Genomic DNA, 14432 nt, shown 5'->3' on the forward strand with positions numbered 1-14432 from the left:
GCGCATGCATTCCGATGACGACAGCGATATCGCGCGGCTGTACGCGCAGTTCGGCGGCGATCCCGCGGGCTATCAGGAAATCGCCACGCTGGCCGCGGCCAGCCAAGCTCGGGCGCGCTGGCCCATGCTGTCGGCCATAGACCCGCTGCGGCCGGTGGAGGCGCCGGCGGTGGGCGCGGACGACGCCGCCGTGTTGGCGGAAGCCGCCCGGCCCGCGGCCGAGGCCGCGGACGCAGCCACCGAACGGGCCAGGCCGCGGCCGCAATTCATACCGCCCAACCCCAAGCCCTTCAGCCGCGAAGTACCGCGCGCTTTCGTGATCCCGCAGGCCCCCGAGCTGACGGCCAGGATGCCGGCCGGCGAGTCCGCCGCCGAGTTCGCCGCGAACGAGCACATGGCCGCGCCCGCCGATACGCAAGGCGCCGGCGCGCAGCCGCACGCGGCGCATGCGCCCGCGACTAGCACGGGTATCACGCCCCCGCCGATGCCGTCCGCTGGCAACGCCACGCCGGCAACGGCCGCCGGCGCGCAGCCGAATCCCCTGCGCCGCCTGGTGGAGGGCGCCCCATCCGAGCCGGCCTCGCCGGGCCTGCCCGACCTGTTCAAGCGGCTGCTTTCATCGTGAAGACCATTGCAGTGATATCCGCCAAGGGCGGCGTCGGCAAGACGACGATCAGCGCGAACATAGGCGCCGCGTTCGCCCGCATGGGACGCGCCGTGGTAGCCGTCGACCTGGACCCGCAGAACGCGCTGCGCCTGCACGCCGAAGCCGGCCAGGGCGGCATGGATGGACTGGCCCGTGCGACCCTGTCCGACCGGCCATGGGACGATGCGCGCCTGGCCGGCAAGCACGGCGTGGACGTGGTGCCGCACGGCCAGCTGCCGGAAAGCGATCGCGATCGGCTGGAGCGCCGCCTGCGCGACGAGCCGGGCCTGCTGGCGGCGCGCCTGCGCGCCATGCAGCTGTCCGAGGACGCCATCGTCCTGATCGACACGCCGCCTGGCCCGTCCGTATATACGCGGCAGGCGATCGCCGCCGCGGACCTGGTCGTGGCGGTCACGCTGGCCGACGCCGCTTCGTACGCGACCCTGCCCGCCACGGCGTCGATGGTCGAAGCCTACGGCGGCGCCAAGCCGCGCGGCGACACGCCCTGCGTCTATGCCATCAACCAGGTGGACCGTTCGCGCCGCCTGGCCCAGGATGTAGTCGAAGTCATGCGGCAGAGCCTGGGCGAACGCACCGTCGGCGTCATCCACGACGACGAATCGGTACGCGAGGCGCTGGCCTGCAACATGAACGTGCTGGACTACGATCCGCACGGCCGCGCCGCGCATGACCTTCAGCAATGCGCGCGGCACGTCCTGGCGCGCCTGGGCGATGCCGGGAGACCGACGCCATGACGCGCGAGACGCAGTCGTTCCACTATCCGCCGGCCGGGCCGGCGCCCGGGGACCGGCTGCTACAGCGCGGCATCTGGGCCAGCCTGCCGCTGCGCATGGCGATAGGCATCCTGGCGATCCTGCTGGTATGGCTGACGGTGATCATTCCGTTGACGCTGGAGCAGCAGTTGATGTTCTGCGTGGTCACCTTCCTGTTCGCGCTATGCGTACGCCGCATCCGCGGACAGCTGGCCGTGCTGACGCTGATCGTGCTGTCCTGCACGGCCTCGCTGCGCTACATGTACTGGCGCGTGACGGCGACGCTGGACTTCGACAACCTGACCGATACGCTGTTCGGCTGGGGCCTGGTGCTGGCGGAATGCTATGCGCTGGCCGTGCTGCTGCTGGGCTATCTGCAAACCGCCTGGCCGCTGCGCCGCAAGCCCACGCCGCTGCCGGCCGATATGGCGTTGTGGCCGTCGGTGGATATCTTCATCCCGACGTACAACGAGCCTTTGAACGTGGTGCGGCAGACGGTCTATACGGCGCTGACCATGGATTGGCCGGCGGACAAGCTGCGGGTGTATGTGCTGGACGACGGCCGCCGCGCCGAATTCCGCGATTTCTGCCAGGAAGTCGGCGCGGGCTACATCACCCGCGAAGACAATCGCCACGCCAAGGCGGGCAACCTGAACTGGGCGCTTAAGCAGACCCAGGGCGAGTTCGTCGCGATCTTCGATTGCGACCACGTGCCGACGCGTTCTTTCCTGCAGCTTTGCATGGGCTGGTTCCTGAAGGACCGCAAGCTGGCCATGCTGCAGACGCCGCATTTCTTCTTCTCGGCCGATCCCTTCGAAAAGAACCTGCGTACGGGACGCGCCGTCCCGAACGAAGGCGAGCTGTTCTACGGCCTGGTGCAGGACGGCAACGATCTGTGGAACGCGGCCTTCTTCTGCGGGTCCTGCGCGATCCTGCGCCGCGCGCCGCTCGAAGAGGTGGGAGGCGTGGCGGTGGAAACCGTCACCGAGGACGCGCATACCGCGCTCAAGCTGAGCCGCGCCGGATACAACACGGCTTTCCTGGGCATACCGCAAGCGGCGGGGCTGGCCACCGAAAGCCTGGCCGCGCACATCGGCCAGCGCATACGCTGGGCGCGCGGCATGGCGCAGATATTCCGCGTGGACAATCCGCTGGTGGGCAAGGGGCTCAAGTTCGGCCAGCGCCTGTGCTACCTGAACGCGATGCTGCACTTCTTCTACGGCTTGCCGCGCATCGTGTTCCTGACGGCGCCGCTGGCCTATCTGTTCTTCGGCGCCCACGTGTTCCAGGCCTCGGCGCTGATGATCACCGTCTATGCGCTGCCCCACCTGCTGCACGCCAGTATCACCAACTCGCGCATCCAGGGGCGCTTCCGCCATTCCTTCTGGAACGAGGTCTACGAATCGGTGCTGGCCTGGTACATCATGCGGCCCGTGATGCTGGCGCTGGTGAACCCCAAGCTGGGGAAATTCAACGTGACCTCCAAGGGCGGCATCATCGAGCAATCCTATTTCGACTGGACGATGGCGCGGCCCTATATCGTGCTGCTGGCGTTGAATGTCGCCGGCATGCTCGCCGGCCTGGCGACGCTGGCCCTGGGCCATGGCGACGCCGACGTCAGGACCACCGTGTGCATCAACCTGGCCTGGACGGTCTACAACATCATCATCACCAGCGCCAGCGTGGCGGTGGCCGCCGAAAGCCGGCAACTGCGCAATGACCCGCGCGTGGCGGCGCGCCTGCCCGCGGCGATCAAGCTGGACAACGGCAAGACCATCGTCTGCGAAACCAGCGATTTTTCGCAAACGGGGCTGGGCCTGGTACTGCCGGCCGGTTGCAACGTGCCGCTGCACGAGAAAGTGCGCGTATCGATCTTTCGCGGCGACGAGGAAGGCGTGTTTCCCGCCACCGCGGTGTTCAGCCGCGACGAGCGGGTGGGCTTGCGCTTCGATGCCTTGAGCGTCGCGCAGCAGGTGCAGCTCTCCCAACTGACCTTCGCCCGCGCGGACACCTGGGCATCGGGCTGGGGCAATCGCAAACCCGACGCACCGCTGGCGGCGCTGCGCGAGGTCACCCGGATAGGCATGCACGGCTTCGCGCTGCTGCTGCGCCATACGTTCTACGAACCCTTCCGCCAGCGCCGCCGTGCGCCGGCGGCCATCCCCGCCGCCGCGGCCGCGGCGCAAAGTCCCACCGGCACTGCGAGAGATAGATGACCGTGTTCCTTCATCGTGTCCGCCGCGCACGCCGCGGCCTGTGCGGCACGCTTGCCGGCACGCTGCTGGCCAGCGCATTCCACACCGCCGGCGCGGCGCCTGTCGAGGCGGCTGCCGGCGCGGCGATGAACGCCGCATCGAGCGGGGCGCAGTCCGGCGGCACGGCAGGCGGCGCGTCCGCCTCCGCGGCGGACGGTTCGCGCACCTACGCACTGACGCTGCGCCAGCTGGGCGCGCAATATCCGCTGAACATCACCGGCGTGGACGGCAGCAATGGCGTGCCTTTCAGCGTGCGCGCGGACGAAGTGGTGACCGCGGCGAAGCTGAAGCTGGACTATGCATACTCGCCTGCGCTGCTGCCCGATCTGTCGCACATCAACGTCATGGTCAACGGCGAAGTCGCCTACAGCATTCCGGTGCCCAAGGAAGACGGCGGCAAGAACCTGCAGCGCACGGTCGACATACCGCCGCGCCTGATCACCGATTTCAACCGCCTGAACCTGCAGTTGATCGGTCACTACACCATGCAGTGCGAAGACCCGCTGCATTCGAGCCTGTGGGCCAATGTCGGCAACCAGAGCGTGCTGGAGCTGACGGTGGCGCCGCTGCGCATGCGCAACGATCTGTCGACCCTGCCGCTGCCCTTCTTCGACCGCCGCGACGTGCGCCGGCTGGTGCTGCCCATGGTGTTCGCGGGCAATCCCGACTCCGGCACGCTGGAAGCCGCGGGGGCCTTGTCGTCGTGGTTCGGCGCGCTGGCGGACTATCGCGGCGCGCGCTTTCCGGCATCGATAGGCCAGTTGCCCAAGGAAGGCAATGCGGTGGTATTGATCACGGGCGGCACCACCGTGCCGGGCCTGCAGTCCGCCGGCGCCGCGCCCGCCGCGGTCAACGGACCGACGATCGCCGTGGTGACCAATCCCAACGATCCCAACGGCAAGCTGCTGGTGCTCCAGGGGCGCGACAGCGCCGAGCTGAAGACCGCCGCGAACGCGCTTGTCCTGGGCAGCCAGACCATGTCCGGCGCCACCGCCACCATTACCAAGCTGCAGCCGCTGGCGCCGCGCAAGCCTTACGACGCGCCCAATTGGCTGCCCAGCGACCGCGCGGTCAAGTTCGGCGAGCTGGCCGAAGGCCGCGCGCTGAACGTGGCCGGCTATCGGCCGGACCTGATACGCCTGAACCTGCGGCTGCCGCCGGACCTGTTCGCCTGGCGCGACAAGCGCGTGCCGGTGGACCTGAAGTATCGCTATACGCCGCGGCCGACCAGCGACAAGTCCGTGCTCAGCATCAGCCTGAACGACCAGTTCGTGCAGGGCATTCCGTTGCCCGCCGCCAAGGCGCCGTCGCTGGCGGACAAGCTGGTCTCCGACGCCACGCTGCCGGCGGAAAAGCGCCTGGAGCTGCCGCTGTTCCTGCTGCCGCCGCGCTCGCAGCTGCAGCTGTATTACTCCTACGACGTGCTGAAGCAGGGCGATTGCAAGGACGCGCTGCTGGACAACGTGCGTGGCGCCATCGATCCGGATTCGACGATCGATATCTCGCATCTGCCGCATTTCATCGCCATGCCCGACCTGACCGCGTTCGACAAGGCCGGCTTCCCCTTCACGCGGATGGCGGACCTGTCGCAAACCACCGTGGTGCTGCCGGACCAGCCCGCGGTGTCCGATTACAGCGCCTATCTGACGCTGCTGGGGCGCCTGGGCGCATCGACGGGCTACCCCGCCACCGGCGTGACCGTGAGTCAGCCCGGGCAGTCGGGCAAGCTGGCCGACAAGGACCTGCTGGTGATCGCTTCCGGCGACAACCAGCCGCTGCTGAAGCAGTGGGCGCAATACATGCCCGCTTCCGTGGATGGCAAGGACAAGCGCTTCAGCCTGTCCGACCTGGTCTATAAAACATCCGCCTGGCTGGGCGCGCCCGAGCAGCCGCGCGACATGGTCGCGTTCAGCAGCGATAGCGCCGATGCGATGCTGGCGGGCTTCGAATCCCCGCTTACGCCCGGCCGCAGCGTGGTGGTCGTCTCGGGCAACAAGCCGCAAGGCCTGGCCGACGCGCTGGACGTGCTGCTGGATGACAGCAGCAGCGACCATGGCATCAAGGGCTCGCTGGCGATGGTGCGCGGCAAGCAAGTGGAAAGCCTGCTGGCGCAGGAAAGCTACTACGTCGGCGAGCTGGGGCCGGTGGAATACACGGAGTGGTTCTTCAGCCGCCACCTGTTCGTGTTCCTGGCCTGCTGCCTGCTGGGTGCGCTGCTGCTGGCCGCGGTGCTGTACTGGTCGCTGCATGCGCGGGCGCAGCGGCGGTTGAAGCAGTAATGCATATGGCGCGGGCGCTTCGATCCTTGCTGAGCGCGCCGGACGCATGGCCGCGCGCGCTCGCGGTGCTGTCGGTGTGCCTGCCGTGCGTCGTCGCCATGCCGGCGCCGGTGGCCGCTGCCGGCCGGGACGCAACGAGCTGCGCCGCGCCGGCGTGGCCGCTGTGGCAGGACTTCCAGGCCCGCTTCATCCAGGCGGACGGCCGCGTACTGGACGCCAGCACCCCGCAGCGCCACACCTCTTCGGAAGGCCAGTCATACGGCATGTTCTTCGCCCTGGTGGCGGGTGACCAGGCCGTCTTCGACCGGCTTTGGAAATGGACCGAAGCCAACCTTGCCGGCGGCGACATCGGCAAGCGCCTGCCGGCCTGGTTCTGGGGCCAGGCGCCGGACGGTGCGTGGCGCGTGCTGGACGCCAACGCCGCCGCCGACGCCGACCTGTGGCTGGCCTATGACCTGCTGGAAGCGGGCAGGCTCTGGGGCCGCAAGGACTACTCGGCCAGCGGACAGGCGCTGCTGGCCCGCATCGAGGCCGAGGAGACCGCGCGGCTGCCCGGCCTGGGCCACATGCTGCTGCCCGGCCCCATGGGCTTCGACCTGCCCGGCGGCATCTGGCGCTTGAACGCCAGCTATCTGCCGCCGCCGGTGCTGCGCAGATTGGCCGGCGCGGGCAATCGCGCGCTGTGGCAGGAGATCGCTCGCAACACGCCGGCGGTCTACGCCGCCGGCGTAGACACGGGCTACGTGGCAGACTGGACGGCCTACGTGGCGCCGACAGCGGCCTCGACGTCTTCGACACCGTCCACAGCCCCGGCGGCCCCGGGCGCCAAGCGCGCCGCGCCGGCCGCGGCAACCCCAGCCATCGCGCCAGGCGCGGCACCCGCCGCGCAAGCCGCCAGGCCCACTGGCGCCGCCGGCCGCTTCGCCACTGACCCGGTCAAGGGCGACGTCGGCAGCTACGACGCCATACGCGCCTACATGTGGGCCGGCGTGACTCCCGACGACGACCCGCTGGCGATGCCCTTGCGCGCCGCGGCGCGCGGCATGGCCGCCGCCACGGCCGCGCTGGGCTACCCGCCGGAATCCGTGCGGACGGCCACGGGTGTCGCCGCCGGCACCGGCCCCTTCGGCTTTTCCGCCGCCCTGCTGCCTTACCTGCAGGCCACCCGCCGCGCCGATCTGCTCGAAGCGCAACGCGCGCGCGTTCAGACCCTGCTCGCGCAAGCCCGCGCGCACGCCGACGCCGCGCACACGCAAGCCCCTTATTACGACTACGTCCTGACCCTCTTCGGCCTGGGCTGGAGCGAAGGGCGCTATCGCTTCCACATCACCGGTATCGTCCAACCTTCCTGGGAAACATCATGCCGCCGCGTCTCAGCTCCCTAGCCGCCGGCCTGCTCGCCGCGTTGCTGCCCCTGGCCGCATGGGCGCAGGACAACGCCATCGACGTCCTGGTGAAACAAGGCCAGTACTGGCAGCAGCGCAACAATGCGGAACGTGCCGGCGAGGCCTGGCAGAAGCTGCTGCGCATCGACCCCAACCAGCCCGACGCGCTGTATGGCCTGGGCATCGACGCGGTCAAGGCCAACAAACCCGCCGAGGCGCGCAAATACCTGGAGCGGCTGCGCGCGCTCGATCCCGACAACGTGCGCGTGGCGCGCCTGAACCAGGCCATCGAACTGGGCGGCGGCGAGGGCAAGCGGCGGCTGGAGCAGGCCCGTCTGGCCGTCCAGTCCAACGACCAGAACGCCGCGCTGGAAAATTACCGCGCCGCGTTCAAGAACGTGCCGCATCCCACCGGCGATATCGCACTGGAGTACTACAGCCGGCTAGGCTACACCGCGGCCGGGCGCGCCGAAGCCCTGCGCAACCTGCAGCGCCTGTCGCGCGAGGAACCGGGCAACAACGAAATCCGGCTGAACATCGCGCAGATCACGGCGCTGGACGAGACGACGCGCGCCGACGGCATACGCGCCCTGGAGAAACTCTCGACGCTGCCCGACGTGGGCGGCGCCGCCACCGAAAGCTGGCGCGAGGCCCTGGGTTTCCTGGGCAATCCGCCGCGCAAGGTGGACGCGCCGCTGTTCGAGTCCTATCTGAAGGCGCACCCGGAAGACGAAGAAGTGCGCCAGCAGTACGCCAACATCGGCAAGGCACCCGTCGGCGCGGCCGCGGCGCCGCTGGACCCGCTGCGCGTCCGCACGGACGCCGGCCTGCGCGCGCTGGAGCAGGGCGAGATGGCGGCCGCCGAAGCCAGCTTCAACACGGTGCTGAAGGCCCGCGCCGATTACGCCGACGCCCTGGGCGGCCTGGGCGTGGTGCAGCTGCGCCAGCAGCGCTACGAGGACGCGAAAACCCTGCTGGAGCGCGCCGTGCGCAACGGCGGCACGCGCTGGAAAAGCGCGCTGGACAGTGCCTCCTACTGGGCGCTGGTCACCCGCGCGAACGCGGCGCGCCAGGCCGGCGACGCCGCCGGCGCCGACCGCCTGCTGCGCCAGGCCATGAGCCTGTCGCCGCGCGATCCCGCCGCCGCCAACCAGCTGGCCGCGATCGCCGCGGGCGAAGGCCGGCTGGACGATGCGGAGCGCCTGTATCGCAGCGCTGTCGCCAATTCGCCGAACGACGCGGATGCGCTGCGCGGACTGGTTTCGGTACTGGCGCGCAACGGCAGGGAGGCCGAAGCGAAACGCATCGTCGACGGCCTGACGCCGGCGCAACGCACGGCGCTCGGCGGCGCCGATACGCTGCGCGCCGCGCTGGACGATGGCAGGGCCCAGGCGGCACTGGCACGCGGCGACACGGCCGCGGCGCAGGCGGCATGGCAACAGGCCGTCAAGGAAGATCCCGCGGATCCCTGGATGCGGGTCGCGCTCGCGCGGCTGTACTTGAAGGCCGGCGACAAGGCCCGTGCTTCGAGCCTGATGGATGAACTCACGGCGGCGCGCCCTGGCGACAACGAAGCGCTGTACGCCAGCGCGCTGGTCGCCGCGCAAGCCAAGGACTGGCCTGCCGCGCTGGCCACGCTGCGGCGTATCCCGGAGCGGGCGCGCACCGCCGACATGACGCTCCTGGAACGCCGCACCTGGGTGCAATCCCAAGCCGCGCTGGCGACGCGCCTGGCGCAAAGCGGCCGGCGCAAGGAAGCGCTGAACCTGCTGGCACAGACGACCGCCTATGCCGGCCAGGATCCCGACATGCTGGGCGCCCTGGCGCTGGCCTACGTGGATGCGGGCGATCCCGCCACCGGTACGGCCATGCTGCGCGATGCGATGGCGGCGCGCAACCCGCCGCCGCCGTCGCTGTCGCTGCAGTACGCGTCGCTATTGCTCAAGACCGGCCGCGACGGCGAACTCGTCGATGTGCTGCGTTCCCTGCGGCGCCAGCGCCTGTCCCAGGCCGATAAGGACAGCTTCGACAATCTGCGCGTGCTGTACATCGTGCGCCAGGCCGAGGCCCTGCGCCAGCGCGACGATCTGGTGGCCGCCTATGACATCCTGGCGCCCGTACTGCAGGAGCGTCCCGAGGATCCGCTGGTGGCCGGCACGCTGGCCCGCATGTATGCGTCCGCGCAGGAATACGCCAAGGCGCTGGCCATCTACAAACGGCTGCAGCGCACGGATCCCGACAATGTGGATGTGCAGCTGGGCGCCGCGCAGATGGCCAACCGGGTCAAGGACTACGACGACGCCGACAAGTCGGCGCAAAGGGCGATATCGCTGGCGCCCGACAACGCCGACGTCCTTGCCTCGGCCGCGCGCATCTATCGCGAACAGGGCAAGACGGCCAAGGCGGCGCAGCTGCTGAAGGCCGCGCTGGCCGCGCAGCAATCCGGCGGCGCCGGTGCGCAGGTGGCGGCGGCCTCGCCCGCCGCCGCCAACCCCTTCGTCGGCCTGCCGGGCCAGCGTACCCAGTCCACGCTGGGCATGGCGCCCTTGCCCTTGCCGCAAGCCCTGGCCGGCGCGGGCGGCGACAAAGGCGGCAGCGGCGATGCATACATTCCCGCGCCGGCGTCCTCGCTGCCGGCGCCGCGTCCCTATCCCGCGGCCGGCTCGGCGCAGTATGCCTACGCGGGAGCCGCGGTGCCCGGTTATACGGCACCGCCGGGATACGCTCCTCCACCCGGATATCCTCCCGCGCCTGGATACCCACCGCCGCCCGGATACGCACCGCAGGCGGGCTACGCGGCCGCGCCCGGCTATGCCGCGCCACCAGGCTATGCGCCGCCAGCGGGCTACGCACCGCCCGCCTATGCCGCGGCCTCGGGCTATGCCGGCGCGCCGCCGCGCGCGGACGACCCCGCCTACGGCGCGGCATCGTCCACGCAAGCCGCGACGCCGCCTTCCATCCAGCAGGAGCTCGACCAGCTCCTGCGCACCGGCACGCCTTACGCGCAGGTCGGCGTGATGGGCCGCAACCGCAACGGCGAATCCGGCATGGGCAAGCTCAACGACATCGAGGCGCCCGCGCAGGCCCGCCTGCCGGTGGGCGACGGCAACCTGTTCCTGAAGGTCACACCGACGACCCTGCAGGCCGGATCGGTGGGCAACGGCTACGGCTCCAGCAGCCGCTTCGGCGGCGGCCCGGCCGCGGCGCTGGCGCAGCAGAGCGGCGCCGTCGGCTCGGCGGGGTCGCAAAGCGATCACGGCGTGGGCGTATCCGTGGCCTACGAAACGCAGGGGCTGTCCGCCGACCTCGGCAGCACGCCCATCGGCTTTCGCTATACCAACGTGATAGGCGGCGTGAAGCTGAACCGTCCGCTGGACGACAGCGGCCTGTCGTATACGGCCGAGCTGTCCCGCCGCCCGGTGACCGACAGCCTGCTGTCCTTCGCCGGCGCGCGCGACGCGCGCACCGGACAATCCTGGGGCGCGGTCGCCGCCACCGGCGTACGCCTTCAATTGACGCAGGACTATGGCGACTACGGCGTCTACGGCTATGGATCGTGGCAATCGCTGGACGGCCGCAACGTCGAATCGAACACGCGCCTGGAAGGCGGCGCCGGCCTGTACAAGTACCTGCTGCGCGACAGCGGCTACCAGCTATCCAGCGGCGTGAACCTGACGGCCATGTCCTACGACAAGAACCTCAGCTTCTTCACCTACGGACAAGGCGGCTACTTCAGCCCGCAGGAGTATTACGCGCTCAGCGTCCCCATCAACTGGGCGCAGCGCCGCGGCAACTTCAGCTACCAGGTGCAAGGGTCGCTGGGCCTGCAGTACTTCCGCACCGACTCTTCGCCTTACTTCCCGAATAGCGGCAGCCTGCAGAACGCCGCCAGCACCGCCGCGGCGCTGGCCTACGCGCAAGGCCTGACGGCTTCGCCCGACGCCCGCTACGACGGCCAGAGCAAGACCGGCGTGGGCTACAGCCTGGCGACCAGCGCGGAATACCAGGTCGGCCCGCAGTTGTTCCTGGGCGGCATGGCGTCCATCGATAACTCGCGCGACTACCGCCAGTGGGTGGGCGGGCTCTACGCGCGCTACACCTTCGACCCCATGCCGGGCGGCGTCAGCCTGCCTCCCGCCTCGATCAAATCGCCCTACGCGCAATAAGGACCGCGCGCCACTTGCCATCGTCGACATCGCGTTCCCGTTTGTTCATCGAAGAGAGAAACACATGCTACCTGCCGTACTCGCCGGACTGTCCATCCTGATCATCGGCGACAGCCACATGACCGTGCCCACGCACCTGATCAGCACGCTGCACGACGACCTGGTGCAGCAGGGCGCGCACGTGCATTCGCTGGGCATCTGCGGCGCCAATGCCGGCGACTGGACCAAGGTCACGACGGGCACCTGCGGCGGCGCCGAGCGCATCGACAAGGGTCAGATCAAGGTGCTGGGCGCCAATCCGCAGACCACGCCGATCAAGCAGCTGATCGCCAACGACAAGCCGAACATCGTCATGATCGTCATGGGCGACACCATGGCGGCCTACGACAAGCCGGATTTTCCGAAGACCTGGGTATGGCAGCAGGTCACCGCGCTGACCGGCGACATCGCCGCCACCAATACCGCCTGCATCTGGATCGGGCCGGCCTGGGGCAGCGAAGGCGGCAAGTTCGGCAAGACCTTCGCCCGCGTCAAGCTGATGTCCAGTTTCCTGGCGGCCAACGTCGCGCCCTGCGCGTACATCGATTCGCTGAATTTCTCCAAGCCGGGACAGTGGGGCACTGTCGACGGCCAGCACTTCACCGCGCCCGGCTACAAGCAATGGGGCGATGCCATCACCAAGGCCGTACTGGACCTGCCCATGGTCAAGGGCATGGAGAAGAAATGAAATCCATCCCGACGCGTTGGGCCGTCCTGGCGCTTGCCGCCCTTGCCCTGCACGGCTTCGCGCCGCACGCCGCCGTCGCGGCCGAAACGCAGTTATACGAAACCGGTCCGTCCGAAGACGCTTCGTTCCTGCGGTTCGTCAACGGCACCGCGGCGCCGGTCACCGTGATACCCGAGAATCGCCAGGCGCGCATCGTACTGGACAGCGCCAGGCCGGCCACCGACTTCCTGCCCGTGAAGGCCCGCGGCGCCATCGCCGGCACGGTGGAGCAGGCCGCGGCGCGCGCCGCCGTATCCGTACGCGTGGACGCCGGCGCCTTCGCCACGGTGGTCGTGCTGCCGGATGCCGCGGGCGGCCTGAAGACTGTCACCATCTCCGAAAAGCCCGACGACTTCAACGGCCTGAAGGCGTCGCTGGCCTTCTACAACCTGGATGCGTCATGCACGCCGGCAGCCCTGATGGCGGCGGGACGCAACGTCGCCATCGCGCAGGACGTCGCGCCGGGATCGCTGAAGCGACGCGACATCAATGCCGTTGCGCTGTCGGTGCAAGGCGCGTGCGGTGGACAAGCGGCCGGCGCGCCCCTGGACCTGGGCCAGCTGCAGGCCGGCAAACGCTACAGCGTGCTGCTGGTGCCCGGCAACGCGAGCGGCGGACCGCGCTTGATCCGGGCCGACGACATCCTGGCGCGTTGACCGGGATTCCCCGGCGATCGCCAGGTTGATCGCCTATCCGGCTCACCGCTTATTCACTCCAACCTAATGCTTCCATGGTCTTCGCGTCGCTGGAATTCCTCACGCTGTTCCTGCCGGCGTTCCTGATCCTGTATGTCCTGGCGGGAGTGGGAGGCGGCCGCGCCGTTCATCGCCGCAATGCCGTGCTGCTCGTTTGCAGCTGGATCTTCTATGGCTGGTGGAGCCCCGTCTTCCTGCTGCTGTTCATCGCGCTGACACTGCTGGGCTGGCTCGGCGGCATCCTCATCGACAAGGCCGGCGACGGCCCGCGCCGCGGCTGGACGCTGGCCCTGCTGATCGCCATCGCGCTGGGTACACTGTGCTGGTACAAGTACGCCAACATCCTGGTCGACACGCTGAACACCGCCATCGGCGCCGCCGGCGGCCGTCCCATCGGCTGGCAACGGGTCATCCTTCCCATCGGGCTTTCCTTCATCGTGCTGCAGTCGATCTCCTATCTGATCGACGTCTATCGGCGCACGGTCCCGGCCGACTATAGCTTCATCACGTTCGGCGCCTATCAGGCGATGTTCGTGCACCTGATCGCGGGCCCCATCATCCGCTACGACTGGGTCAAGCGCGAACTGGTCGCGCGCACGGTGGACTGGACGCAGTTCGCCCTGGGCGCGCGGCGCTTCATGATAGGCATGAGCATGAAGGTGCTGATCGCCGATACGCTGGCGCCGCTGGTGGATACGGCCTTCGCGCTGCCGCGCCCCACGCTGGCCGATGCCTGGCTGGGCTGCCTGGGCTACACGCTGCAGCTGTTCTTCGATTTCGCCGGCTACAGCGCCATGGCCATCGGCCTGGGGCTGATGCTGGGCTTCCACTTTCCGGAGAACTTTCTTCATCCTTACCTGGCGCGCAGCATCCAGGATTTCTGGCGGCGCTGGCACATATCGCTTTCCACCTGGCTGCGCGACTACCTGTATATCCCGCTGGGCGGCAATCGGCACGGCGCGCTGCGCACCTATCGGAACCTGCTGCTGACGATGGCCATCGCCGGACTATGGCATGGCGGCGATAGCTGGAATTTCCTGTTGTGGGGCATCGCGCATGGCGTGGCGCTATGCGTGGAGCGGCTGTGGCTGAACGGCGGCCTGCCGGCGCTGCCGCGCCTGCCCGCGCGCCTGCTGACGCTGCTTTTCGTGATGCTGGCCTGGACGATTTTCCGCGCCCATACTTTCGACGGCGCGCTGGCGATGTATGCCGGGCAGTTCGGCCTGCATGGCGCCGCGCTGGGCGACGAGATGCAGCTGGCATTGCGGCCGGTCCACCTGCTGGCGATATTGCTGGGCGTGTTCTGCGCCTTCGCGCCGGCGCTGCTGCCCTGGATCGAGCGGCACCGGAATCCGCTGGTGCTCGCCGCCGGCGCGCTGTGGCCGGTGCTGGGCTTTTTGTTTTCCTTCGCGCTGATCGCCAGCCGCGGCGCCGTGCCCTTTCTTTATTTCCAGTTCTGAGCCATGA

9 protein-coding genes are annotated in these 14432 nt (G+C 69.1%); all 9 read left to right on the forward strand.

Annotated elements, in window-relative coordinates:
• Positions 1–4: 4 nt before the first annotated feature.
• The 9 genes from bcsP (at position 5) to ACNA0R_RS16195 (ending at position 14425) form a co-directional block, all read left to right on the forward strand.
• On the forward strand, positions 5–625 hold the full coding sequence (gene bcsP / locus ACNA0R_RS16155; protein ID WP_415827036.1) for a cellulose biosynthesis protein BcsP: 621 nt from the start codon (positions 5–7) through the stop codon (positions 623–625).
• Positions 622–1401, forward strand: coding sequence for a cellulose biosynthesis protein BcsQ (bcsQ, locus tag ACNA0R_RS16160; RefSeq protein WP_415827037.1), 780 nt, complete (start codon positions 622–624; stop codon positions 1399–1401). The genes bcsP and bcsQ overlap by 4 nt, the downstream gene beginning before the upstream one ends.
• Positions 1398–3635, forward strand: coding sequence for a UDP-forming cellulose synthase catalytic subunit (gene bcsA / locus ACNA0R_RS16165; RefSeq protein WP_415827038.1), 2238 nt, complete (start codon positions 1398–1400; stop codon positions 3633–3635). The genes bcsQ and bcsA overlap by 4 nt, the downstream gene beginning before the upstream one ends.
• Entirely contained in the window at positions 3632–5953 is a 2322-nt protein-coding gene (gene bcsB / locus ACNA0R_RS16170; RefSeq protein ID WP_415827039.1) for a cellulose biosynthesis cyclic di-GMP-binding regulatory protein BcsB, read from the forward strand. The genes bcsA and bcsB overlap by 4 nt, the downstream gene beginning before the upstream one ends.
• Before the next feature lie 5 nt (positions 5954–5958).
• On the forward strand, positions 5959–7338 hold the full coding sequence (gene bcsZ, locus ACNA0R_RS16175) for a cellulose synthase complex periplasmic endoglucanase BcsZ (protein ID WP_415827040.1): 1380 nt from the start codon (positions 5959–5961) through the stop codon (positions 7336–7338).
• The gene (locus ACNA0R_RS16180; RefSeq protein WP_415827042.1) at positions 7314–11504 is read left to right on the forward strand and encodes a cellulose biosynthesis protein BcsC; all 4191 of its coding nucleotides are present in this window, start codon (positions 7314–7316) and stop codon (positions 11502–11504) included. Before bcsZ ends, ACNA0R_RS16180 begins: the two co-directional genes overlap by 25 nt.
• A gap of 64 nt (positions 11505–11568) precedes the next feature.
• The gene (locus ACNA0R_RS16185) at positions 11569–12231 is read left to right on the forward strand and encodes an SGNH/GDSL hydrolase family protein (RefSeq protein ID WP_415827043.1); all 663 of its coding nucleotides are present in this window, start codon (positions 11569–11571) and stop codon (positions 12229–12231) included.
• Positions 12228–12926: an alginate O-acetyltransferase AlgF gene (locus tag ACNA0R_RS16190; RefSeq protein WP_415827044.1), complete on the forward strand. Its 699-nt coding sequence runs from the start codon at positions 12228–12230 to the stop codon at positions 12924–12926. Before ACNA0R_RS16185 ends, ACNA0R_RS16190 begins: the two co-directional genes overlap by 4 nt.
• Positions 12927–13000: 74 nt before the next feature.
• Complete coding sequence (locus ACNA0R_RS16195; protein ID WP_415827045.1) at positions 13001–14425, forward strand: MBOAT family O-acyltransferase; 1425 nt, start codon at positions 13001–13003, stop codon at positions 14423–14425.
• Positions 14426–14432: the final 7 nt, after the last annotated feature.

The organism is Bordetella sputigena (assembly GCF_965137885.1).
Classification (GTDB): Bacteria; Pseudomonadota; Gammaproteobacteria; order Burkholderiales; family Burkholderiaceae_B; genus Bordetella_C; species Bordetella_C sputigena.

Excerpts from the sequence above, each read along its gene's own strand:
- ACNA0R_RS16190 (WP_415827044.1), top strand. The coding sequence starts at position 12,228 with ATGAAATCCATCCCGACGCGTTGGGCCGTCCTGGCGCTTGCCGCCCTT.
- bcsZ (WP_415827040.1), top strand. The coding sequence starts at position 5,959 with ATGGCGCGGGCGCTTCGATCCTTGCTGAGCGCGCCGGACGCATGGCCG.
- ACNA0R_RS16195 (WP_415827045.1), top strand. The coding sequence starts at position 13,001 with ATGGTCTTCGCGTCGCTGGAATTCCTCACGCTGTTCCTGCCGGCGTTC.
- bcsB (WP_415827039.1), top strand. The coding sequence starts at position 3,632 with ATGACCGTGTTCCTTCATCGTGTCCGCCGCGCACGCCGCGGCCTGTGC.
- bcsA (WP_415827038.1), top strand. The coding sequence starts at position 1,398 with ATGACGCGCGAGACGCAGTCGTTCCACTATCCGCCGGCCGGGCCGGCG.
- ACNA0R_RS16185 (WP_415827043.1), top strand. The coding sequence starts at position 11,569 with ATGCTACCTGCCGTACTCGCCGGACTGTCCATCCTGATCATCGGCGAC.
- bcsP (WP_415827036.1), top strand. The coding sequence starts at position 5 with ATGCATTCCGATGACGACAGCGATATCGCGCGGCTGTACGCGCAGTTC.
- ACNA0R_RS16180 (WP_415827042.1), top strand. The coding sequence starts at position 7,314 with ATGCCGCCGCGTCTCAGCTCCCTAGCCGCCGGCCTGCTCGCCGCGTTG.